Here is a 20886-nt window from a genome sequence, read left to right as displayed (position 1 = left end):
AATCATCGATGTTCACGCGGAGTTGCTGACTCAGTGTCGCCGACGCCGTGTAGAAGTACGGGATACGGGGAACCTTCTGGTCTCCCGGTCCGTTTCTGCTACGTGCACAGTGACATCGCGGTGACAGGGTGTGGCGACAGGCGGGGTGCGGCTACGATGACCGGCACAAGGACGGGCGGCGATCGGGAGTCGTCCCAAGGGGCGGCGCCCGGTGCACATCCGGGGCGAGGAGGGCGGGCCATGGTGCAGAAGGCCAAGATCCTCCTGGTCGATGACCGGCCGGAGAATCTGCTGGCGCTGGAGGCCATCCTCTCTGCGCTCGATCAGACACTGGTGCGGGCATCGTCCGGGGAGGAAGCGCTCAAAGCACTGCTCACGGACGACTTCGCGGTCATTCTGCTGGACGTCCAGATGCCGGGCATGGACGGTTTCGAGACCGCCGCCCACATCAAGCGGCGGGAGCGGACTCGGGACATCCCGATCATCTTCCTCACCGCGATCAACCACGGCCCGCACCACACCTTCCGTGGCTATGCGGCCGGCGCGGTCGACTACATCTCCAAGCCGTTCGATCCGTGGGTGCTGCGCGCCAAGGTCTCGGTCTTCGTCGAGCTGTACATGAAGAACTGCCAGCTGCGCGAGCAGGCGGCGCTGCTGCGGCTCCAGTTGGAGGGCGGCGGAGGCAAGGCCGCGGTCGGCGAGGCCAAGGAGCCCGCCAGCCTGCTCGCCGAGCTGTCGGCGCGGCTCGCGGCGGTCGAGGAGCAGGCGGAGGCGCTCTCCAAGCAGCTCGACGACGAGTCGGCGGACGCTGCCGCGGTGGCCACGGCGGCCCATCTCGAACGCAAACTCACGGGTTTGCGGCGGGCACTCGACGCGCTGGAGCCCGGTGCCGGGAGCACGTCGTCGGTGCCCTCGCAGAATTGACGTTCACACCCAGTTCAGTTGCGGTTGAGGAAGCGTCACTTCCGTGCACCGTCAAGGGCGACACGAACGGGTGAAGCACCCCGCACACGTGTCCCCTGTCGTCTCCACCGGTAACCTCACACCCATGGCCTCACGTCCCTCCGCTGCCAAGAAGCAGCCCGCGAAGAAGGCGGCGGCTCCGGCGAAGAAGGCCGCCGCGAAAAAAGCTCCGGCGAAGAAGGCGCCCGCCAGGAAGGCGGCGGCGAAGAAGACCGCGCCGCCGCCCAAGGCCGCGCCCAACCCCACCGGGGGCATCTACAAGTTGGTGCGCGCGCTCTGGCTCGGCGTCGCGCACGCCGTCGGCGCCGTGTTCCGTGGCATAGGGAACGGCGCGAAGAACCTCGACCCCGCACACCGCAAGGACGGCGTGGCTCTCCTCCTCCTCGGTGTCGCGCTGATCGTCGCCGCGGGCACCTGGGCCGATCTGCGCGGTCCCGTCGGCGACCTCGTGGAGATCCTGGTGACCGGCTCCTTCGGCCGCCTCGACCTGCTCGTGCCGATACTGCTCGCCGTCATCGCCGTGCGGTTCATCCGGCACCCCGAGAAGCCCGAGGCCAACGGGCGCATCGTCATCGGGCTGTCCGCGCTCGTCATCGGTGTGCTCGGCCAGGTCCACATCGCCTGCGGCGCGCCCGCCCGCAGCGACGGCATGCAGGCGATAAGGGACGCCGGCGGCCTCATCGGCTGGGCGGCGGCGACCCCGCTGACGTACACCATGGGCGACGTACTCGCCGTACCGCTGCTCGTCCTGCTGACGATCTTCGGTCTGCTGGTGGTGACGGCCACCCCGGTCAACGCCATCCCGTCGCGACTGCGGCTGCTCGGTGTGAAGCTGGGCATCGTCCACGACCCCGTCGAGGACGAGTACACCGACGACGCCGAGCGCTACGACGAGCAGTGGCGCGAGGCGCTGCCCGCACGCGCGCGTAAGCGCGGTTCCGGCCCTGAGGCGTACGACCCCGACAGTGCGGAGCAGGAGGCCCTCTCCAAGCGTCGTGGCCGCCCCAGGCGCTCCGCCGTGCCTCAGCCGGACATGGAGCGTCGGATGGACGCCGTGGACGTCGCGGCTGCCGCGGCGGCGGCGCTGGACGGCGCTGTCCTGCACGGCATGCCGCCCTCGCCGATCGTCGCCGACCTCACCCAGGGCGTGACCGTGGGGGACCGCGAGGAGACGACGCCCACGCCCACACCGGTCCCGGCCGCGCGTCCCAAGCAGGAGAAGCTCAAGGTCGAGGTCGCCGACCTCACCAAGCCCGCACCCGAAGCCCCCGGCGACCTGCCGCCGCGTGCCGAGCAGCTCCAACTGTCCGGCGACATCACCTACTCGCTGCCTTCGCTCGACCTCCTGGAGCGTGGGGGCCCCGGCAAGGCGCGCAGTGCGGCCAACGACGCCGTGGTCGCCTCGCTGACGAACGTCTTCACCGAGTTCAAGGTCGACGCCGCCGTCACCGGCTTCACGCGTGGGCCGACGGTCACGCGCTACGAGGTCGAGCTCGGCCCCGCCGTGAAGGTCGAGCGGATCACCGCGCTGGCCAAGAACATCGCCTACGCCGTCGCCAGCCCGGACGTGCGGATCATCAGCCCGATCCCCGGCAAGTCCGCGGTCGGCATCGAGATCCCCAACACCGACCGCGAGATGGTCAACCTCGGTGACGTGCTGCGCCTCGCGGCGGCCGCCGAGGACGACCACCCGATGCTGGTCGCGCTCGGCAAGGACGTCGAGGGCGGCTATGTGATGGCCAACCTGGCGAAGATGCCGCACGTGCTGGTCGCCGGAGCCACCGGTTCCGGTAAGTCGTCGTGCATCAACTGCCTCATCACGTCGGTCATGGTCCGCGCGACTCCCGAGGACGTCCGCATGGTCCTCGTCGACCCCAAGCGGGTCGAGCTGACCGCGTACGAGGGCATCCCGCACCTGATCACGCCGATCATCACCAACCCGAAGCGGGCCGCCGAGGCGCTCCAGTGGGTCGTACGGGAGATGGACCTCAGGTACGACGACCTGGCGGCGTACGGCTTCCGGCACATCGACGACTTCAACGAGGCCATCCGGAACGGCAAGGTCAAGCTGCCGGAGGGCAGTGAGCGCGAGCTCCAGCCGTACCCGTACCTGCTGGTGATCGTCGACGAGCTCGCCGACCTGATGATGGTCGCCCCCAGGGACGTCGAGGACGCGATCGTCCGCATCACGCAGCTCGCGCGCGCGGCCGGCATCCACCTGGTGCTCGCCACGCAGCGGCCGTCGGTCGACGTCGTCACCGGTCTGATCAAGGCGAACGTGCCCTCCCGGCTGGCCTTCGCCACGTCGTCCCTCGCGGACTCCCGGGTCATCCTCGACCAGCCCGGCGCCGAGAAGCTGATCGGCAAGGGCGACGGTCTGTTCCTGCCGATGGGGGCCAACAAGCCCACCCGTATGCAGGGCGCCTTCGTGACCGAGGACGAGGTCGCGGCGATCGTCCAGCACTGCAAGGACCAGATGGCGCCCGTCTTCCGGGACGACGTCACCGTGGGGACGAAGCAGAAGAAGGAGATCGACGAGGAGATCGGCGACGACCTCGACCTGCTGTGCCAGGCGGCCGAACTGGTCGTGTCCACGCAGTTCGGGTCGACGTCCATGCTCCAGCGCAAGCTGCGCGTGGGCTTCGCCAAGGCCGGACGCCTCATGGACCTCATGGAGTCCAGGAACATCGTCGGACCCAGCGAGGGGTCCAAGGCGCGTGACGTTCTTGTGAAGCCTGACGAGCTGGACGGAGTGCTCGCGGTGATCCGCGGGGAGGCTTGAGGAGAGCCCCGAATGGGTGCGCCACCGATGTTCCATCGTGACTCACCCGTAAGGGATCATTGAGCAACCGTTTCCCTTCCCCGTACGTCAAGTTGAGGGAAGCGACAAGCGCGCACCCCACCATCGGCGTGTCCGGCCATACCGATGGGCTAACAAGCTCCACCGCCCGGTTGCCCCACCCTTTCGCACCCCCCATAGACTGAACCTCCAGCACAGGTGGCTTAAACGCTCGAAAGGCGCCCCCGTGTCCATCGGCAACTCCCCTGAAGACGAGCGTCCGTTCGAAGACGATCGCGAGCAAGCCCGCCTGTCGGTCGGCCGCGCCCTCAAACAGGCGCGTATCGAGGCCGGGCTGACCGTCGACGACGTCAGCAACGCCACCCGGGTCCGCATCGCCATCGTGCACGCCATCGAGGCGGACGACTTCGCTCCCTGCGGCGGAGACGTCTACGCGCGCGGGCACATCCGGACCCTGGCCAAGGCCGTCCACCTCGATCCGGCCCCGCTGCTCGCGCAGTACGACGCCGATCACGGCGGCCGTCCGGCCCCGACTCCGGCGGCCCCGCTCTTCGAGGCGGAACGGATCCGCCCCGAGCGGCGCGGGCCCAACTGGACCGCTGCGATGGTCGCCGCGATCGTCGCCGTGGTCGGCTTCGTCGGGTTCACCGCGTTCAGGGGCGGCGACGACGGCGGAGCGAGGACGCAGGTCGCCGAGGGATCCACGCCCACGACGAGCAAGTCCGCCTCGCCGACGCCCACGGAGAAGAAGTCCGCCACCCCGAAGTCCGACCCGTCCGACAGCGCCATCGCGGCCGCGCCCCAGGACAAGGTCACCGTCCAGGTCAGCGCCGCCGACGGAAAGAGCTGGATCTCCGCCAAGGACCACAACGGCCGGCTCCTGTTCGACGGACTGCTCCAGCAGGGCGAGTCCAAGACCTTCCAGGACAGCGACAAGATCAACCTCGTCCTCGGTGACGCCGGAGCCATTCAGCTCTACGTCAACGGCAAGAAGATCGAGGACGACTTCCAGCCGGGCGCGGTGGAGCGCCTGACGTATACGAAGGGCGACCCCCAGGTCGGCTGAGCTGAGGACGCGTCGAAGGGGCTGGCCGAGATCGGCCAGCCCCTTCGACGTGGACTGTCAGTGGGACAAAGTAGTCTTGAGCCCATGCCTGAACGCCGTACCGTCGCACTCGTCACTCTTGGCTGCGCCCGTAACGAGGTGGACTCGGAGGAGCTCGCAGGCCGCTTGGAGGCGGACGGCTGGGACCTCGTGGAGGACGCCGCGGACGCGGATGTCGCCGTCGTCAACACCTGTGGCTTCGTCGACGCCGCCAAGAAGGACTCCGTCGACGCCCTCCTCGAGGCCAACGACCTCAAGGGGCATGGCAGAACCCAGGCCGTCGTGGCGGTGGGCTGCATGGCCGAGCGGTACGGCAAGGACCTCGCCGAGGCGCTCCCCGAGGCCGACGGTGTGCTCGGCTTCGACGACTACGCGGACATCTCCGACCGCCTGCAGACCATCCTCAGCGGCGGTGTCCACGCAGCCCACACCCCGCGCGACCGGCGCAAGCTGCTGCCGATCAGCCCCGCCGAGCGCCAGGAGTCCGCGGCCGGGGTCGCGTTGCCCGGGCACGCGCCCGTGGACCTCCCGGACGGCCTCGCGCCCGCCTCGGGCCCCCGTGCGCCCCTGCGCCGCCGCCTGGACGGCTCCCCGGTCGCCTCGGTGAAGCTCGCCTCCGGCTGCGACCGGCGCTGCACGTTCTGCGCCATCCCGTCCTTCCGCGGCTCCTTCATCTCGCGCCGGCCGAGCGATGTGCTGAACGAGACACGGTGGCTGGCCGAGCAGGGCGTCAAGGAGATCATGCTGGTCTCCGAGAACAACACGTCGTACGGCAAGGACCTGGGCGACATCCGCCTGCTGGAGTCCCTGCTGCCCGAGCTGGCGGATGTCGACGGCCTCGAGCGCGTGCGCGTCAGCTACCTCCAGCCGGCCGAGATGCGCCCCGGCCTCATCGACGTGCTGACCTCGACGCCCAAGATCGCCCCGTACTTCGACCTGTCCTTCCAGCACTCCGCGCCGGACGTGCTGCGCGCCATGCGCCGCTTCGGCGACACCGACCGCTTCCTGGAGCTGCTCGACACCATCCGGAGCAAGGCCCCCCAGGCCGGCGTGCGCTCGAACTTCATCGTCGGCTTCCCGGGCGAGAGCGAGGCCGACCTGGCAGAGCTGGAGCGCTTCCTGAACGGCGCGCGACTGGACGCCATCGGCGTCTTCGGCTACTCCGACGAGGAGGGCACCGAGGCGGCGACATATGAGAACAAGCTGCCCGAGGACGTCGTCGCCGAGCGGCTCGCGCGTGTCTCCCGGCTGGCCGAGGAGCTCGTCTCGCAGCGGGCCGAGGAGCGCGTGGGCGAGACCGTGCACGTGCTCGTGGAGTCCGTGGACGAGGAGGGCGTGTTCGGCCGTGGGACGCACCAGGCGCCGGAGACCGACGGGCAGGTGCTGCTCACGAGCGGCGAAGGGCTGAGCGTCGGCCGTATCGTCGAGGCCAAGGTGGTCGGTACGGAAGGTGTCGACCTGGTGGCCGAGCCGCTGGCCGGCTCGCTCGGGTGTAGTGAGGAGGCGGGCAGATGACCGGAGTACCGGCATCGGCGGCGAACGGCTCCTCCAAGGCGGGTCCCCCGAGAGTCGACGGCGCCGATTCCGACCTGGCCGGCGACGCGAGGCCCGCGCGGGGCGGGAAGGTCGTGGCCGCGGCCGTGAACCAGGCCAGCGTCTGGAACATCGCCAACCTGCTGACCATGCTCCGGCTGCTCCTCGTCCCCGGCTTCGTCGCGCTGATGCTGGCCGACGGCGGATACGACCCGGCGTGGCGCTCGCTCGCCTGGGCCGCCTTCGCGATCGCCATGATCACCGACCTGTTCGACGGTCATCTGGCGCGCACCTACGATCTCGTCACCGACTTCGGGAAGATCGCCGACCCCATCGCCGACAAGGCGATCATGGGGGCGGCGCTGATCTGTCTCTCCTCGCTGGGCGATCTGCCGTGGTGGGTGACGATCGTCATCCTCGGCCGGGAACTCGGGATCACGCTCCTGCGTTTCCTGGTCATCCGGTACGGCGTGATCCCGGCGAGCCGCGGCGGCAAGCTCAAGACCCTCACGCAGGGCGTGGCGGTCGGGATGTACGTGCTGGCGCTGACGGGATGGCTGGCCACCCTGAGGTTCTGGGTGATGGCCGTGGCGGTCGTCCTGACCGTGGCGACCGGATTCGACTATGTAAGACAAGCCATAGTGCTGCGCAGGCAGGGAATCGCCGAGCGCAAGGCCGCGTCGGAGGAGGCGGAAGCGTGAGTTCCCCGGCCGCCGACGTGGTGCGACTACTGACAGTGAAGGGACAGACCCTCGCGGTCGCCGAGTCTCTCACCGGCGGGCTGGTTGCGGCGGAAATCACAACCGTCCCCGGGGCCTCCAAGGCCTTCCGCGGTTCGGTGACCGCCTATGCCACCGAGCTCAAGCACGAGCTGCTGGGTGTCGACGCCACCCTGCTGGCCGAGCGTGGAGCGGTGGATCCGCAGGTCGCGGCCCAGATGGCGGCCGGAGTGCGCAAGGCGCTGGGCGCCGACTGGGGCCTCGCGACGACCGGTGTGGCGGGGCCCGATCCGCAGGACGGGCAGCCCGTCGGGACGGTTTTCGTGGCCGTGGACGGGCCGTTCGGCCCTGGTTCCGGTTCCGCCCCTGGCGGAAAAGTGGAGGCCCTGCGGTTGAACGGCAGCCGCGCGGAAATTCGTATGGAGAGTGTACGGAGCGTACTCGCACTGCTCCTGACAGAGCTTGCGAGCGAACACACCGGGAATGAGCGGGCACAGGATACGGAACAGAACGGGGGGTTTTGATGTTTGCAGCCCTGAGTGAACACGACATCGCTCCCCGCACGGCCGCGGCGCAAGGCGGTACGGTGGGGCGTGAAGGATGCGGCTACGCGGTCCGAGGAGGGAGCCACCGATGATTCTGCTCCGTCGCCTGCTGGGTGACGTGCTGCGTCGGCAGCGCCAACGCCAGGGCCGTACTCTGCGCGAAGTCTCCTCGTCCGCCCGAGTCTCACTCGGCTATCTCTCCGAGGTGGAGCGGGGGCAGAAGGAGGCTTCCTCCGAGCTGCTCTCCGCGATCTGCGACGCGTTGGACGTACGGATGTCCGAGCTCATGCGGGAAGTGAGCGACGAGCTCGCCCTCGCCGAGCTGGCCCAGTCCGCTGCGGCCACCGAGTCTGTCCCGGCACCGGTTCGTCCGATGCTGGGTTCCGTGTCGGTGACCGGTGTGCCTCCGGAAAGGGTGACCATCAAGGCGCCCGCAGAGGCGGTGGACGTGGTCGCCGCGTGATGCTCACGCGGAGGTAGACCGACGAGGCGCCGACCGGCACCGAGAAGTGTGCGAAGCCCCGGCCGGGGCTTCTCCAGGGCGACCTGGGGAGGTCCGGCCGGGGTTTTCGTGTGTGCGGGGGCTTCCGGTCCTTCGCGGCTTCCGGGCCGCACGACTGCGTTTGCCGGGGTGGTCCGGGGCGGTCATGGTGGATGCCTGTGGTGCGTCGGGGCGGGCGCCGTTGCCAGAGCTGTGACGGTGCGCCCGTGTGCCGTCGGTGCGCCCTCCCCGCGAGTCAGGGCGCCGGTCTAGCTTTCGGGGCTGGAGGTGGGTCCATGGCACGGCCGACGGTGCGCCGGGGGGTGGCGCTCGGGTTCGGGGTGCTGTGGTGGTGGGCCGTGCTGCGGCTGGCTTTCGTGCCCGACGCCGGGGTGCTGGAGGGGGCTGTCGCGGCCGGTGGGTGGGGGCTCAGCCTGTTGCCGGTGCACTGTGTGCCCAAGGGACGGGCTGCGGGAGCGGTGGGGGCGGGGCGGTGGCGGGAGGCCTGGCGGGGCGCTCGGGTTACCACGGCATCGCCACTCCGCCGTTCGGACGCAGGATCTGGCCCGTCATGAAGGACGAGGCGTCGGAGGCCAGGTAGAGAACCGTGTGGGCGACGTCCTCCGGTTCGCCGACCCGGCCCAGCGGGGCCAGCCGGGCCATCAGCGTCTCCGTCTGCGCCTGTTCCCCGGCCTCGTGCCGGTCGGTCATGGGCGTCCGGGTCCAGCCCGGCGCGACCGCGTTGACGCGGACGCCGTGCCGGCCCACCTCGCTCGCCAGAGTCTTCGTCAGCTGGACGACGGCGGCCTTGGCGGCGCCGTAGCAGAGCAGGCCGGGGCGGCCGGTGTCGATGGCGCTCGACGCCATGGTGACGATGCTGCCCCCGGTGCCCTGGGCGAGCATCGCGCGGGCCGCCTCCTGGCAGGCGTACAGCACGCCCTTGAAATTGACGTTCAGCACGCGGTCCAGGTCCTCGTCCAGGGTCTCCAGGACGGGGCTGCTGTGCATGATCCCGGCGATCGCCGCCATCACATGGAGATGTTCGCAGGACGCGACGGCCTGGCGGACCTGGTCCCGGTCGGTCACGTCGAGGTGATGGGTCCGGGCCGTGCCGCCCGCGTCCTTGATCAGGGTCGCCGTCTCGTGCAGGCCCTGTCCGTCGCGGTCGGCGCAGTGGACCGTGGCGCCGGCCTCGGCCAGCAGCAGGGCCGAGGCGCGGCCGATGCCGCCGGCGGCCCCGGTGACGAATGCGGTGCGTCCGGTGAGGTCGTACGCCTTGACGGGCATGAAGGGACGGTACGAGGCTTTCTGACGGTCCGTCAATTGGTCGTACGGCGTGCGGTTCCGCGAGGCGGAGTGGTGCTCGGGGCCGGTCCTGCCTGGCAGCCCGGGCACCAGTAGGTGGGGCGTTCGCGAGAGCCGTCGCCCTGGTCGGCCACCCGGATCGAGGTGTGGCAGCGCAGACAGGGGCGGGGTGCGCGGCCGTACACGAACAGGTCCTGGCCGCGGCGGCCCGTAGTGGTGCGCACCGGACGGTCGCGGTTGGCCTCCAGCAGCCGCTTGGCGAGCGCCGGCAGCTTCGCGGCCCGCTCGGCGGGCAGGGCGCCGACGGGGAGCCACGGGGTGGCACCGAGCAGGAAGCAGAGCTCGCTCTTGTAGACGTTGCCGATGCCGGCGAGGTTGCGCTGGTCGAGCAGGGCCTCGCCGAGGGGGCGGGCGGGGTCGGCGAGGAGGTTGGCGAGGGCCAGCTCGGGGTTCCAGTCCGGGCCGAGGAGGTCGGGGCCGAGGTGGCCGACGGCGCGCTCCTCGTCGGTGGTGCGGAGGAGGTCCAGGACGGGGAGGCGATAGCCGACGGCGGTGCGCTCGGCGTTTCCGAGGATCACCCGGATCTGGTGAGAGGGGCCCCCGCTCCAGCGTCGGCCGTTCTCGTACACCTTCCAGGCGCCGTCCATCCGCAGGTGCGAGTGGAGGGTCAGGCCGCCCTCGATACGGGTGAGGAGGTGCTTGCCGCGGGGAGTGACGTCAAGCACGGTACGGCCCGTGAGGTCGACCGTGGCGTACTTGGGCACCCGGAGGTCGCTGCGGGTCAGCACCTTGCCCGCGAGGGCGCCGTGCAGGCGTCTCGCGGTCTGCCAGACGGTGTCTCCTTCGGGCATGGGTCAAGGGTGGCACGGGGCGGAGAGCGGGTGCGCTCCATGGTGCGAGCGGTTCTTCATGCCCGCAGCCGCAGGCCGCGTGGGGTCGCGATGAAGCCCGCTCCTTCCAGGAGGGCGCCGATGGGGGAGGTGAGGGCCGAGGCGCCGTTGACACGCTCCACCGTGACGGTGCCGAGAGAGCCCGCCTTCGCGGCCGCGGCGAGGGACTCGGCGGCCGCACGCAGGCGTGGGTCGTCGGTGGCGGTGCCGTCCGGGTCGGCCGGCCAGGCCAGCAGCGTCTTGCCGCCGCGCTCCATGTAGAGCGTCAGCTCGCCGTCGACGAGGACCACCAGGGAGCCCGCCTTGCGGCCCGGCTTGTGGCCCGCGCCGGTCGGCGGCTCCGGCCAGGCGAGAGCCGCGCCGTACGCGTTCGCCGGATCGGCGGCGGCCAGCACCACGGCCCGGGAGTCGGGGGCGGGGCGGGTACGGCGGTTGGGGAAGGCGGAGCCGTACGAGGCGTAGGGGCCGTATCCGGAGCCGCCGCGGGGGCCGCCCGTGCCGGAGGAGGCGAAGTCGCGGGGCGAGACGTACTCGTCCCGCGAGGCCGGGGCGGGCGGCAGGCCGAAGTCGTCGCTGAAGCCGGTGACTTCGAAGCCGGGGCTGCTCCGGTGGATGCCTTCGCCGATAGAGCCGTCGGTCCAGTCGAAGGTGTCGGCGTCGTCGGGTGCGTGTCCATGGGGCGCGTCGGCGCCGCCGGCGTGGTCGCCGGGCGCGGTGAAGGCGTGGGGCGAGCCGAACGGGTCGGCCGGGAAACCGCCCGGTGCGCCGTCGGCGGACGGCTGTGGCAGGGCTTCGCCCCGGTCCCGCGCGGTGGACACCGCACGGAGGCGGTCCACCGCGCCGTCCATCGCGAACTGGGCCGCGCCGAGCCCCTCCACCACATAGCCGCGCCGGGCCTGGCCGCTCTCCTCGAAGGCGGACAGGATCCGGTACGTCGCCGAGAAGCCGCCCTCGACGCCCTCCGCGGCGACGGCGCCCCGGGTGACCACGCCGTGCCGGTCGAGAAGGGTGCGGGCCAGCGCGTGCGCGCGCACGGTGGGGTCGGCCTCGCGGGGCGGGAGCAGGGACCAGCGACCGGCGACGGTCGGCGGGCCGGTGCGGGAGGCGGGGCGGGCGGCGGCGGTCAGGGAGCCGTAGCGGCCGCGAGGGACGGCGCGCTTGGCGCGGTGGGCCGTGGAGCCGGCGGTGCGGCCCGAGCCCAGCAGGGAGCGCATGGGCGTGAGTGTGTCGTTCGTCAGGCGTCCGGACCAGGCCAGGTCCCAGACGGCGTCGGCCAGTTGGGGGTCGGTGACGTCCGGGTGGGTGGTGGCGCGGACCTGGTCGGCGATCTGGCGGAAGAACAGGCCGTAGCCCCCGGAGAGGGAGCTCAGGACCGATTCGTGGAGGGCCGTCAGCTCCAGGGGGTGGGGGGCGGGCAGGAGCAGGGGCGCCGCGTCCGCCAGGTACAGGGAGACCCAGCCGTCCTTGCCGGGGAGAGCACCCGCTCCGGCCCAGACGATCTCTCCGGCCGCGGTGAGCTCGTCGAGCATGGCGGGCGTGTAAGTGGCGACGCGGGACGGCAGGACGAGCTTCTCCAGGGCCGACGCGGGCACGGACGCGCCCTGCAACTGCTCGACGGCCCGCACCAGTCCGTCGAGGCCGCGCAGCCCGTGTCCCTTGCCGATGTGCTGCCACTGCGGCAGGAACTGGGCGAGCGCGGCCGGTGCCACCGGCTCCAGCTCGTGCCGCAGGGCGGCCAGCGAACGGCGGCGCAGACGGCGCAGTACGGCCGCGTCGCACCACTCCTGGCCGATGCCCGCCGGGTGGAACTCCCCTTGTACGACACGGCCGTTCGCGGCGAGGCGCTGCAACGCGCCCTCCGTGACCGCCACGCCCAGGCCGAAGCGGCTGGCGGCGGTGGCCGACGTGAAGGGGCCGTGGGTGCGGGCGAACCGCGCGAGGAGGTCGCCCAGCGGGTCCTTCACCGGCTCGGTGAAGGCTTCCGGGACGCCGACGGGGAGTGCTGTGCCGAGGGCGTCGCGCAGGCGGCCCGCGTCCTCGATCGCCGCCCAGTGGTCGGCACCGGCGACACGGACCTTGATCACGCGGCGGGCCCGGGCCAGCTCCTGCGCCCACTGCGCTTCGGCGCCCCGCTCGGCCAGCTCGGCGTCGGTCAGCGGACCGAGGAGCCGGAGTACGTCCGCGACCCCCTCGGCGTCCTTCACCCGCCGGTCCTCGGCGAGCCACTGGAGCTCCCGCTCCAGCTCGGTCAGCACCTCGGCGTCGAGCAACTCGCGCAGCTCCGCCTGGCCCAGCAGCTCCGCCAGCAGCCGCGAGTCCAGGGACAGGGCCGCGGCGCGGCGCTCCGCGAGAGGGGAGTCTCCCTCGTACAGGAACTGGGCGACGTACCCGAAGAGGAGAGAGCGGGCGAAGGGGGAGGGCTCGGGCGTGGTGACCTCGACCAGGCGCACCTTGCGGGCCTCCAGGTCGCCCATCAGCTCGGCCAGCCCCGGTACGTCGAAGACGTCCTGGAGGCACTCGCGGACCGCCTCCAGGCCGATCGGGAACGAGCCGAACTCGCTCGCCACCTCCAGCAGTTGGGCGGCCCGTTGGCGCTGCTGCCACAGTGGGGTGCGCTTGCCGGGGTTGCGGCGCGGCAGCAGCAGCGCGCGGGCGGCGCACTCACGGAAGCGGGACGCGAACAGGGCCGAGCCGCCGACCTGGTCGGTGACGATCTGGTCGACCTCGCCCTTGTCGAAGACGACGTCCGCCGCACCGACCGGCGCCTGCTCGGCGTCGTACTCCGTGCCCGCCTTCCTGGGTTCCTGGTCGAGCAGGTCCAGGCCCATGAGGTCGGCGTCGGGCAGGCGCAGGACGATGCCGTCGTCGGCGTGCATGACCTGCGCGTCCATGCCATAACGCTCGGAGAGCTTGGCGCCGAGGGCGAGTGCCCAGGGGGCGTGCACCTGGGCGCCGAAGGGGGAGTGGACGACGACCCGCCAGTCACCCAGCTCGTCGCGGAAGCGCTCCACGACGATCGTGCGGTCGTCCGGGACGTGGCCGCAGGCCTCGCGCTGTTCGTCCAGGTACGACAGGACGTTGTCCGCCGCCCAGGTGTCCAGGCCGGCCGCCAGGAGGCGGAGGCGGGCGTCCTCTTTGGAGAGTGATCCGACCTCGCGCAGGAACTGGCCCACCGCGCGGCCCAGTTCGAGCGGGCGGCCGAGCTGGTCGCCCTTCCAGAACGGGAGTCGGCCCGGTACGCCCGGTGCGGGGGAGACCAGGACGCGGTCGCGGGTGATGTCCTCGATACGCCAGGAGCTGGTGCCGAGGGTGAACACGTCGCCCACCCTCGACTCGTAGACCATCTCCTCGTCCAGCTCGCCGACCCGGCCGCCGCCCTTCTTGGGGTCGGCTCCGGCGAGGAAGACCCCGAAGAGACCGCGGTCCGGGATGGTGCCCCCGGAGGTGACGGCCAGGCGCTGCGCGCCGGGGCGGCCGGTGATCGTGCCGGCGACGCGGTCCCAGACCACGCGCGGGCGCAGTTCGGCGAAGGCGTCGGAGGGATAGCGGCCGGCGAGCATGTCCAGGACGGCGGTGAACGCCGATTCGGGGAGGGACGCGAAGGGGGCGGCCCGGCGGACCGTGGCGAGCAGGTCGTCGACCTGCCAGGTGTCCAGCGCGGTCATGGCGACGAGCTGCTGGGCCAGGACGTCCAGGGGATTGGCCGGCACCTTCAGGGACTCGATGGAGCCGGTGCGCATCCGCTCGGTGACCACCGCGGCCTGGACGAGGTCGCCGCGGTACTTCGGGAAGACCACGCCGGTGCTGACCGCGCCGACCTGGTGGCCCGCGCGGCCCACGCGCTGGAGACCGGACGCCACGGAGGGCGGTGACTCGACCTGGACGACCAGATCGACCGCGCCCATGTCGATGCCCAGTTCCAGGCTGGACGTCGCCACGACGGCGGGGAGGCGGCCGGCTTTGAGGTCCTCCTCGACCAGGGCGCGCTGTTCCTTGGAGACCGAGCCGTGGTGGGCGCGGGCGATGACCGGCGGGGCGCCCTGGGCCGCTCCCGAGCCGCCCATGAGCTCGGCCGGGGCGTGGTGCTCGTCCAGAGGTTCGCCGGTGGCCCGCTCGTACGCGATCTCGTTGAGCCTGTTGCACAGGCGCTCCGCGAGGCGGCGGGAGTTGGCGAACACGATCGTGGAGCGGTGCGCCTGGACGAGGTCGGCGATCCGCTCCTCGACGTGCGGCCAGATCGACGGGCGTTCGGTGCCCTCGGAGCCGTCGGCCACCGGGGAGCCGCCCAGTTCGCCGAGGTCCTCGACCGGGACGACCACCGAGAGGTCGAACTCCTTGCCCGACTTCGGCTGGACGATCTCGACCTTGCGGCGCGGTGACAGATAGCGGGCGATCTCGTCGACCGGGCGGACGGTTGCCGAGAGGCCGATGCGGCGGGCCGGCTTCGGCAGGAGCTCGTCCAGTCGCTCCAGGGAGAGCGCGAGGTGGGCGCCGCGCTTGGTGCCGGCCACCGCGTGCACCTCGTCGAGGATCACCGTCTCGATGCCGGTCAGCGCGTCGCGGGTCGACGACGTCAGCATCAGGAACAGGGACTCCGGGGTGGTGATCAGGATGTCCGGCGGGCGGGTGGACAGCGCGCGGCGCTCGGCGGCCGGGGTGTCGCCTGAGCGGATGCCGACCTTCACCTCGGGCTCGGGCAGGCCCAGTCGGACAGACTCCTGGCGGATGCCGGTCAGGGGGCTGCGGAGGTTGCGCTCCACGTCCACCGCGAGGGCCTTGAGGGGGGAGACGTACAGGACGCGGCAGCGCTTGCGGGGGTCGGCCGGCGGGGGTGTGGAGGCGAGCTGGTCGAGTGCGGCGAGGAAGGCGGCCAGCGTCTTGCCGGAGCCGGTGGGGGCGACCACCAGTACGTCCGAGCCCTCTCTGATGGCGTTCCACGCGCCCGCCTGGGCTGCGGTGGGCGCGGAGAAGGCCCCCGTGAACCAGCCGCGGGTCGCGGGGGAGAAGCCGTCGAGGGCTCGGCGTGCGGAGCTGACCATGCGTCCATCCTGCACCCAGCCACTGACAATCGACCTGACCTGCGGGTTCGCTGACGCGGGCCCGGCCCGGGCGGCGGGGGTGCGTTGTGGGGCGGGGGCGTGGTGGTACGGATCTGGAGGGGCCGGACCCGGGTTGTCGGGCTGACGGAGAATGGGGGTATGGCGGGTTCGGGCAGGGAAGCGGCGCGGCACTGGCAGTACGCCGAGTTGCCGGGCGTCGATCTGCTGCGGGCGCGGTATGTGCGCAAGCGGTTCGTCCGGCACACCCATGAGCACTTCGTGATCGCCGCGATTGTGGACGGGGTCGAGGTCTTTCATCATCGTGGGGCTGATCAGTACGCGGGGGCGGGGGCTCTTGCGCTGGTCAATCCCGATACCCCGCACACCGGGCGGGCGGGGGTGCCCGAGGGGTGGCGGTACGGGGCTGTGTATCCGTCGCCGGAGGTGGTCGGTGAGATCGCGGCCGAGACCATGCTCATCCGGGGGACGCCCGGGTTCATCAGTCCTGTGCTCGACGACCCGTACGCCGTGGGGCTCGTCCATCAGGTGCTGCGCGCTGCCGACGAAGGGAACGCGCTGGCCGCCGACACATTGCTGCGGGTCGCTGTGACGAGGTTGCTGCGACTCAACGGCGGGCCGCTGCCGCAGCGGGCGGTGCGGACCGCGGGGGCCCGGGTCGCCGCACGCGCGCGTGCCGTGCTGGAGGAGCGGATGGTCGAGCCGCCCACGTTGGAGACGCTGGCGGGTGATCTCGGGACCAGCCCGTTCGCGCTGCTTCGGGCCTTTCGGGACGCCTACGGGATGCCGCCGCACGCCTGGCTGACGGATGCGCGGGTACGGCGGGCGCGGCGGCTGCTGGACGGCGGGACCGCGCCCGCGGAGGCCGCCGTCGCCGTGGGGTTCACCGATCAGCCGCATCTGAACCGGCACTTCGCACGGATCGTCGGCGTGCCTCCGGGTGCCTATCAGCGGGAGCGCAAGAACGTACAAGACGCTCGGCTGCTGCGCTCGTAGCGTCCGAGGCGTGGCAGAACACACAGCTCTCGCAGACACAGGTGCCGGTGGCGCAGGGAAGACGGACGCCGCGGTCGTACGGGACGCCCTCGGGGTCGGGGTCGCCGTAGGACTGTCCGGGTTCGCTTTCGGGGTGACCTCGGCCGGCGGCGGACTCACGCTGCCGCAGACCTGCGCGCTCAGCCTCCTGGTGTTCACCGGTGCCTCCCAGTTCGCGCTCGTCGGCGCGCTCGCGGCCGGGGGAAACCCGCTCACGGCGGCCGCCGGCGCCTTCTTCCTGGGGGTGCGCAACGCCTTCTACGGGCTGCGTCTGTCGCAGCTGCTGGCCCTTCCGCGCGCGGTGCGGCCGTTCGCCGCACAGTGGGTGATCGACGAGACGACCGCGGTCGCGCTCCCGCAGCCCACGCGGCGGGCCGCGCGGATCGGGTTCGTCGTCACCGGGCTCAGCCTGTACGTGCTGTGGAACCTCACCACGCTGCTCGGCGCCCTCGGCGCCAGGGCCATCGGCGACACGGACGCGTGGGGGCTGGACGCGGCCGGGCCCGCCGTGTTCCTGGCCCTGCTCGCACCGATGCTGAAGACCGCCACCGAGCGTGCCGTCGCCGGGCTCGCCGTTCTGCTGGGGCTCGGGCTGCTGCCCGCCCTTCCTGCCGGAGTGCCCGTCCTGGTCGCCGCGCTGGCAGCGCCCGCCGTTCTGTTCCTGGAGGGCCGTCGCGGTCGTCCCTCGGCCAACGACACAGCAGGGGAAGACCGTTGAACACCTGGATCGCGATCGGGGCGACCGCCCTCGGATGCTACGCGGTCAAGCTCGCCGGTCTGCTCGTTCCCGCGGGCACCCTGGAGCGGCCGCTCGTCAGGCGACTGGCCGCGCTGTTGCCGGTGGCTCTGCTGGCCGCCCTCACCGCACAGCAGACCTTTGCCGACGGGCACGCGCTCGTGCTCGACGCGCGCGTGGCGGGTGTCGCCGCGGCCGCCGTCGTGCTGGTGCTGCGCGCACCCTTCCTGCTCGTGGTGGCGGCGGCCGTGGTGGTGACCGCGGGCGTGCGGGCCATGGGTGGATGACAGTGCCCCGGGGTCAGCCGATGGCGCGGCCGTACGCCCTGAGGGTGCGCAGCGCCTCGATCGTCACCACGGGGCGTGCCTCCAGGGCGATGCCGGGCGCCCACTGGCGCCAGCGGATCGGCCAGCCGCCGTCCTCCTGCTGTGTGGCGGCCAGGAGGTCCAGGGAGCGCTCGATCTCCTTGTCGGTGAACCATGCGCGCGCGAGGGAGCTCGGCGTCTTCGCGTAGTCGTGCGGGAAGTGGTGCTCACCGGGGGCGTAGCCGGGCGCGACCGGGTACGCGGCGAGGTCGTCCGGGTCCAGGGCGGCGAGCCGGTGTTCGCGCACCAGGCGGCCGAGGCGGTCGGCGGCGGCCTCCGCGCGCGGGCGGTCGGGCGCGGAGTCCAGGAAGGCCACGGCGGCCTCGATCTCGTAGGGGTGGGACTTCTCCAGGGACTCGACCGCGTGCCAGCAGAAGTCGGTGGCGCGGAACAGCCAGGCGTGCCACACCTCGTTGCGGTGCAGCAGGCCCACCACCGGCCCGGTGGCGAGGAGTTCGCTCGGCGGGTCGTCCATGATCGGCATGAACGGGGCCGCGGGATAGCCGCGCTGGCTGGGATGGATCGCCGGCAGTGCGCCGTCCGCCGTGGAGACGGAGGTCAGATAGCGGCACACACGCTCCACGCGCTGTCCGCCGCAGCGCCCGATGGAGTCCAGGACACGCAGCGCGTGCCCGGTGTGCAGCGGTTGGCTGACCGGGCCGCGCAGATCGGGCTCCAGGGCGTGGCCGTAGCCGCCGTCCTCGTTGCGGTAGGCGTCCAGTGCGGTCTCCACCGGGTCGGCGCCGCCGTTCAGGAAGTGGTGCGCGAAGAGGCGCTGTTCCAGCACGCGCGCGGTGAGCCAGACGAAGTGCTCGGCGCGGAAGAGCGGGGAGTGCGCCGGGGGCGTGGCGGGGAGTGGGGAAGCTCCAGTTTCGGACATGCGACAGACCGTAGGACGGAAAGCGGTCTCGACAAGCGGTCCCGGCTCAGGCCCACCCCCAGGGGCGGGATACTGGAGGCATGCGGTTGACGGTCTTCTGGCAGCGGATGGCGGATCACTTCGGTTCGGGGTATGCCGACACCTTCGCGCGTGACCACGTGATGACAGAGCTCGGCGGACGCACGGTGCACGAGGCGCTGGACTCCGGCTGGGACGCGAAGGACGTGTGGCGTGTGGTCTGCACGGTCATGAACGTTCCGGGGGAGAAGCGCTGATCGGGCACGAAGATCGCAGGACGGCAACTGATTGTCAGATATGTGCGCGAGACTTGATCCGTGTCACCCACTGACGAGACCGGGCCCAGGGCCCAGCAGGCATCCCCGTTCGGCACGACCCCGCCGGACCGGCCCTCGGCCGACGCCGTGTCGAGCGCCCGCATGCCGCGCTGGCTGCCGCGCTCCGTGGTGCTCGTGCTCGCCCTCTATGCCGCCTTCCAACTGGGCACCTGGGCGTTCCACCAGCTCACCGGGCTGCTGATCAACATCCTCATCGCGTTCTTCCTGGCCCTCGCCATCGAGCCCGCGGTGAGCTGGATGGCCTCGCGCGGCATGCGCAGGGGGCTGGCCACCGGTCTCGTCTTCCTCGCCGTGATGATCCTGTCCGCGGGCTTCGTCACCCTGCTCGGCTCGATGCTGGCGGGCCAGATCGTCAAGATCGTCGAGGATTTCCCGAACTATCTCGACTCCGTCATCCACTGGATCAACACGCACTTCCACACCGACCTGAAGCGGGTGGACGTCCAGGAGGGCCTGCTCCGCTCCGACTGGCTGCGCAACTACGTGCAGAACAGCGCCACCGGCGTTCTGGACGTCTCGGCCCAAGTCCTCGGCGGCCTCTTCCAGTTGCTGACGATCACCCTGTTCTCGTTCTACTTCGCCGCCGACGGCCCCCGCCTGCGCCGCGCGATCTGCTCCGTACTGCCGCCCGCGCGGCAGGCCGAGGCGCTGCGTGCGTGGGAGATCGCCGTCAACAAGACCGGCGGTTACATCTACTCGCGCGGCCTGATGGCGCTCATATCCGGCATCGCGCACTACATATTGCTGCAGATCCTGGGTGTGCCGTACGCGCCCGTGCTGGGTGTGTGGGTGGGCCTGGTCTCGCAGTTCATCCCGACCATCGGCACGTATCTGGCGGGCGCACTGCCCATGCTGATCGCGTTCACCGTCGACCCCTGGTACGCGCTGTGGGTGCTGATCTTCGTCGTGGTCTACCAGCAGTTCGAGAACTACGTGCTGCAGCCCAAGCTGACGGCGAAGACCGTCGACATCCACCCCGCCGTCGCCTTCGGCTCGGTCATCGCCGGCACCGCGCTCCTCGGCGCGGTCGGCGCGCTGATCGCCATCCCGGCGGTCGCCACGCTGCAGGCGTTCCTGGGGGCGTACGTGAAGCGGTACGCGGTCACGGACGACCCCCGGGTCCACGGGCACCGGGGCAGCGGATCGGGGCCGGGGCTCTTCACGCGCGCGAGCCGGCTGTGGGCACGGCGTCCGGGGTTGGCGCCGCCCCAGGAGGACGAGCCCAGGGCCAGCAACTCCTGAGTAGCGATACGAGGGTTGGGGCCGAGGCCGGCAACGACGCCTGGTCGGTTCAGTACGTGAGGACGGCCCACACCCCGGCGCCGATGACGGCGGCCAGGTAGCAGCCGGTCGCCGCGGCCACGACGCGTCGGCGGACGGGCTCGCTCCAGGACGTGCGGGACAGCAGCCAGGCCAGTGCGGGCAGGACCAGCACGGCATGCAGGCTGACCCCGTGCAGCGGCTTGAGCGGGGCCGTCGACCGGTACGCCGCCTCCTGGTGGCCGGTACGCGTGAGCACCACACCGCGCGCGATCATCGCGGCGCCCGAAGCGAGCGCGACGAGCAGGATCGCGAACCCGGAACGCACCGCGAGCGCCATCCCCGTGGGGCCGGCGGGCCGGTGCCGGAACGAGGCGAGCGCGAACACGGTGAGCAGCACCACGAGAACACCGCCGCCCACGGCGAGCGTCATCGACACCGCGGTGTCGAAGGGCGTCTCCATGTCGAGATGCGAAGGCACCCGACGCCACGCCTGAAGGGTGATGCCGCCCACCTCCACGACACAGTCGGCGGCGAACACGGCGAGCAGCACGGTGCGCAGCCGCGATCCGACGCGCAGATACGACGTCACCCAGGTGACCGCGATCAGCGTCACCCCGAAGGACAGCCCGAAGGTCACGGGCTTGCGCCAGGAGACGGGGCCGTACCAGGGGCCACCGTCGACGGCGAACACCACCAGGTGCAGGAGGCCGGAGAGGATCAGGAGCAGGCCGGTGGCGTGGCAGAGGGGTTCCACCGGACGTGTCCCGACGTTGTCCCGGGTGCTCTTCTCGGTCTCCGTCTCCATGCGGCCAGCCTCGTGGCAGCGTCCCGTCCGGTCGTCGTCCCACCGGAG

General features: G+C 71.5%; 17 protein-coding genes and 1 pseudogene. 13 read left to right on the top strand and 5 right to left on the bottom strand.

Going from position 1 to position 20886, the window contains the following annotated elements:
• Positions 1-240 precede the first annotated feature (240 nt).
• The 8 genes from ACWC09_RS34800 to ACWC09_RS34765 all read left to right on the top strand — a co-directional run bounded on the left by ACWC09_RS34800 (position 241) and on the right by ACWC09_RS34765 (position 8721).
• The gene (locus ACWC09_RS34800) at positions 241-924 is read left to right on the top strand and encodes a response regulator (protein ID WP_356350612.1); all 684 of its coding nucleotides are present in this window, start codon (positions 241-243) and stop codon (positions 922-924) included.
• A gap of 124 nt (positions 925-1048) precedes the next feature.
• Positions 1049-3745, top strand: coding sequence for a DNA translocase FtsK (locus ACWC09_RS34795; protein WP_450854926.1), 2697 nt, complete (start codon positions 1049-1051; stop codon positions 3743-3745).
• A gap of 244 nt (positions 3746-3989) precedes the next feature.
• Entirely contained in the window at positions 3990-4829 is an 840-nt protein-coding gene (locus tag ACWC09_RS34790; protein ID WP_450854925.1) for a helix-turn-helix domain-containing protein, read from the top strand.
• An 84-nt stretch (positions 4830-4913) separates the two neighbouring features.
• On the top strand, positions 4914-6383 hold the full coding sequence (gene rimO / locus ACWC09_RS34785; RefSeq protein ID WP_450854924.1) for a 30S ribosomal protein S12 methylthiotransferase RimO: 1470 nt from the start codon (positions 4914-4916) through the stop codon (positions 6381-6383).
• Complete coding sequence (gene pgsA / locus ACWC09_RS34780) at positions 6380-7102, top strand: CDP-diacylglycerol--glycerol-3-phosphate 3-phosphatidyltransferase (RefSeq protein WP_450854923.1); 723 nt, start codon at positions 6380-6382, stop codon at positions 7100-7102. The genes rimO and pgsA overlap by 4 nt, the downstream gene beginning before the upstream one ends.
• A complete protein-coding gene (locus tag ACWC09_RS34775) occupies positions 7099-7644 on the top strand; it encodes a CinA family protein (protein WP_450854922.1) in 546 nt (181 codons plus the stop codon). Before pgsA ends, ACWC09_RS34775 begins: the two co-directional genes overlap by 4 nt.
• A gap of 109 nt (positions 7645-7753) precedes the next feature.
• Positions 7754-8128 (top strand): helix-turn-helix domain-containing protein, encoded by a 375-nt coding sequence (locus ACWC09_RS34770; protein WP_016432287.1) that lies wholly within the window; start codon positions 7754-7756, stop codon positions 8126-8128.
• A 314-nt stretch (positions 8129-8442) separates the two neighbouring features.
• Positions 8443-8721 (top strand): hypothetical protein, encoded by a 279-nt coding sequence (locus tag ACWC09_RS34765; RefSeq protein ID WP_450854921.1) that lies wholly within the window; start codon positions 8443-8445, stop codon positions 8719-8721.
• Here ACWC09_RS34765 and ACWC09_RS34760 read toward each other — a convergent pair.
• Genes ACWC09_RS34760 through ACWC09_RS34750 form a run of 3 tightly spaced genes read right to left on the bottom strand, consistent with a single transcriptional unit; the run spans position 8669 to position 15380 of the window.
• Complete coding sequence (locus ACWC09_RS34760) at positions 8669-9433, bottom strand: SDR family NAD(P)-dependent oxidoreductase (protein ID WP_450854920.1); 765 nt, start codon at positions 9431-9433, stop codon at positions 8669-8671. The two genes, ACWC09_RS34765 and ACWC09_RS34760, sit on opposite strands and share 53 nt — an antisense overlap.
• A 32-nt stretch (positions 9434-9465) precedes the next feature.
• Positions 9466-10302 (bottom strand): Fpg/Nei family DNA glycosylase, encoded by an 837-nt coding sequence (locus tag ACWC09_RS34755; protein WP_450854919.1) that lies wholly within the window; start codon positions 10300-10302, stop codon positions 9466-9468.
• Positions 10303-10358: 56 nt separating this feature from the next.
• Positions 10359-15380: an ATP-dependent helicase gene (locus ACWC09_RS34750; RefSeq protein ID WP_450854918.1), complete on the bottom strand. Its 5022-nt coding sequence runs from the start codon at positions 15378-15380 to the stop codon at positions 10359-10361.
• Between the two features lie 159 nt (positions 15381-15539).
• Here ACWC09_RS34750 and ACWC09_RS34745 point away from each other — a divergent pair.
• From ACWC09_RS34745 to ACWC09_RS34735, 3 genes and pseudogenes are all read left to right on the top strand, one after another.
• A pseudogene (locus ACWC09_RS34745) lies at positions 15540-16504 on the top strand (AraC family transcriptional regulator).
• The gene (locus ACWC09_RS34740) at positions 16405-17151 is read left to right on the top strand and encodes an AzlC family ABC transporter permease (protein WP_450854917.1); all 747 of its coding nucleotides are present in this window, start codon (positions 16405-16407) and stop codon (positions 17149-17151) included. Before ACWC09_RS34745 ends, ACWC09_RS34740 begins: the two are co-directional and overlap by 100 nt.
• Positions 17148-17456 (top strand): AzlD domain-containing protein, encoded by a 309-nt coding sequence (locus ACWC09_RS34735; RefSeq protein WP_450854916.1) that lies wholly within the window; start codon positions 17148-17150, stop codon positions 17454-17456. Before ACWC09_RS34740 ends, ACWC09_RS34735 begins: the two co-directional genes overlap by 4 nt.
• 13 nt (positions 17457-17469) lie before the next feature.
• Here ACWC09_RS34735 and ACWC09_RS34730 read toward each other — a convergent pair whose 3' ends face one another.
• Complete coding sequence (locus ACWC09_RS34730; RefSeq protein WP_450854915.1) at positions 17470-18414, bottom strand: hypothetical protein; 945 nt, start codon at positions 18412-18414, stop codon at positions 17470-17472.
• An 80-nt stretch (positions 18415-18494) separates the two neighbouring features.
• On the opposite strand from ACWC09_RS34730, the gene ACWC09_RS34725 reads away from it, so the two are divergent.
• Positions 18495-18689, top strand: coding sequence for a DUF3046 domain-containing protein (locus ACWC09_RS34725; protein WP_450854914.1), 195 nt, complete (start codon positions 18495-18497; stop codon positions 18687-18689).
• Between the two features lie 60 nt (positions 18690-18749).
• Positions 18750-20012 carry an AI-2E family transporter gene (locus ACWC09_RS34720; protein WP_450854913.1) on the top strand — a complete coding sequence of 421 codons (1263 nt, stop codon included), beginning with the start codon at positions 18750-18752 and terminating at the stop codon, positions 20010-20012.
• Between the two features lie 49 nt (positions 20013-20061).
• Here the strand turns inward: ACWC09_RS34720 and ACWC09_RS34715 are convergent, their stop codons facing one another.
• Positions 20062-20838 (bottom strand): hypothetical protein, encoded by a 777-nt coding sequence (locus tag ACWC09_RS34715; protein WP_450854912.1) that lies wholly within the window; start codon positions 20836-20838, stop codon positions 20062-20064.
• Positions 20839-20886 lie beyond the last annotated feature (48 nt).

It is taken from the genome of Streptomyces sp. NPDC001617 (assembly GCF_053596855.1).
The sequence above is the reverse complement of the archived record's forward strand: the minus strand, read 5'-3'. Positions and strand labels throughout refer to the sequence as shown.

What these genes read in the sequence shown, in the direction of transcription:
- ACWC09_RS34800 (WP_356350612.1), top strand. Translation starts at nt 241, where the DNA reads ATGGTGCAGAAGGCCAAGATCCTCCTGGTCGATGACCGGCCGGAGAAT.
- ACWC09_RS34795 (WP_450854926.1), top strand. Translation starts at nt 1,049, where the DNA reads ATGGCCTCACGTCCCTCCGCTGCCAAGAAGCAGCCCGCGAAGAAGGCG.
- rimO (WP_450854924.1), top strand. Translation starts at nt 4,914, where the DNA reads ATGCCTGAACGCCGTACCGTCGCACTCGTCACTCTTGGCTGCGCCCGT.
- pgsA (WP_450854923.1), top strand. Translation starts at nt 6,380, where the DNA reads ATGACCGGAGTACCGGCATCGGCGGCGAACGGCTCCTCCAAGGCGGGT.
- ACWC09_RS34770 (WP_016432287.1), top strand. Translation starts at nt 7,754, where the DNA reads ATGATTCTGCTCCGTCGCCTGCTGGGTGACGTGCTGCGTCGGCAGCGC.
- ACWC09_RS34765 (WP_450854921.1), top strand. Translation starts at nt 8,443, where the DNA reads ATGGCACGGCCGACGGTGCGCCGGGGGGTGGCGCTCGGGTTCGGGGTG.
- ACWC09_RS34760 (WP_450854920.1), bottom strand. Translation starts at nt 9,433, where the DNA reads ATGCCCGTCAAGGCGTACGACCTCACCGGACGCACCGCATTCGTCACC.
- ACWC09_RS34755 (WP_450854919.1), bottom strand. Translation starts at nt 10,302, where the DNA reads ATGCCCGAAGGAGACACCGTCTGGCAGACCGCGAGACGCCTGCACGGC.
- ACWC09_RS34750 (WP_450854918.1), bottom strand. Translation starts at nt 15,380, where the DNA reads ATGGTCAGCTCCGCACGCCGAGCCCTCGACGGCTTCTCCCCCGCGACC.
- ACWC09_RS34730 (WP_450854915.1), bottom strand. Translation starts at nt 18,414, where the DNA reads ATGTCCGAAACTGGAGCTTCCCCACTCCCCGCCACGCCCCCGGCGCAC.
- ACWC09_RS34725 (WP_450854914.1), top strand. Translation starts at nt 18,495, where the DNA reads ATGCGGTTGACGGTCTTCTGGCAGCGGATGGCGGATCACTTCGGTTCG.
- ACWC09_RS34715 (WP_450854912.1), bottom strand. Translation starts at nt 20,838, where the DNA reads ATGGAGACGGAGACCGAGAAGAGCACCCGGGACAACGTCGGGACACGT.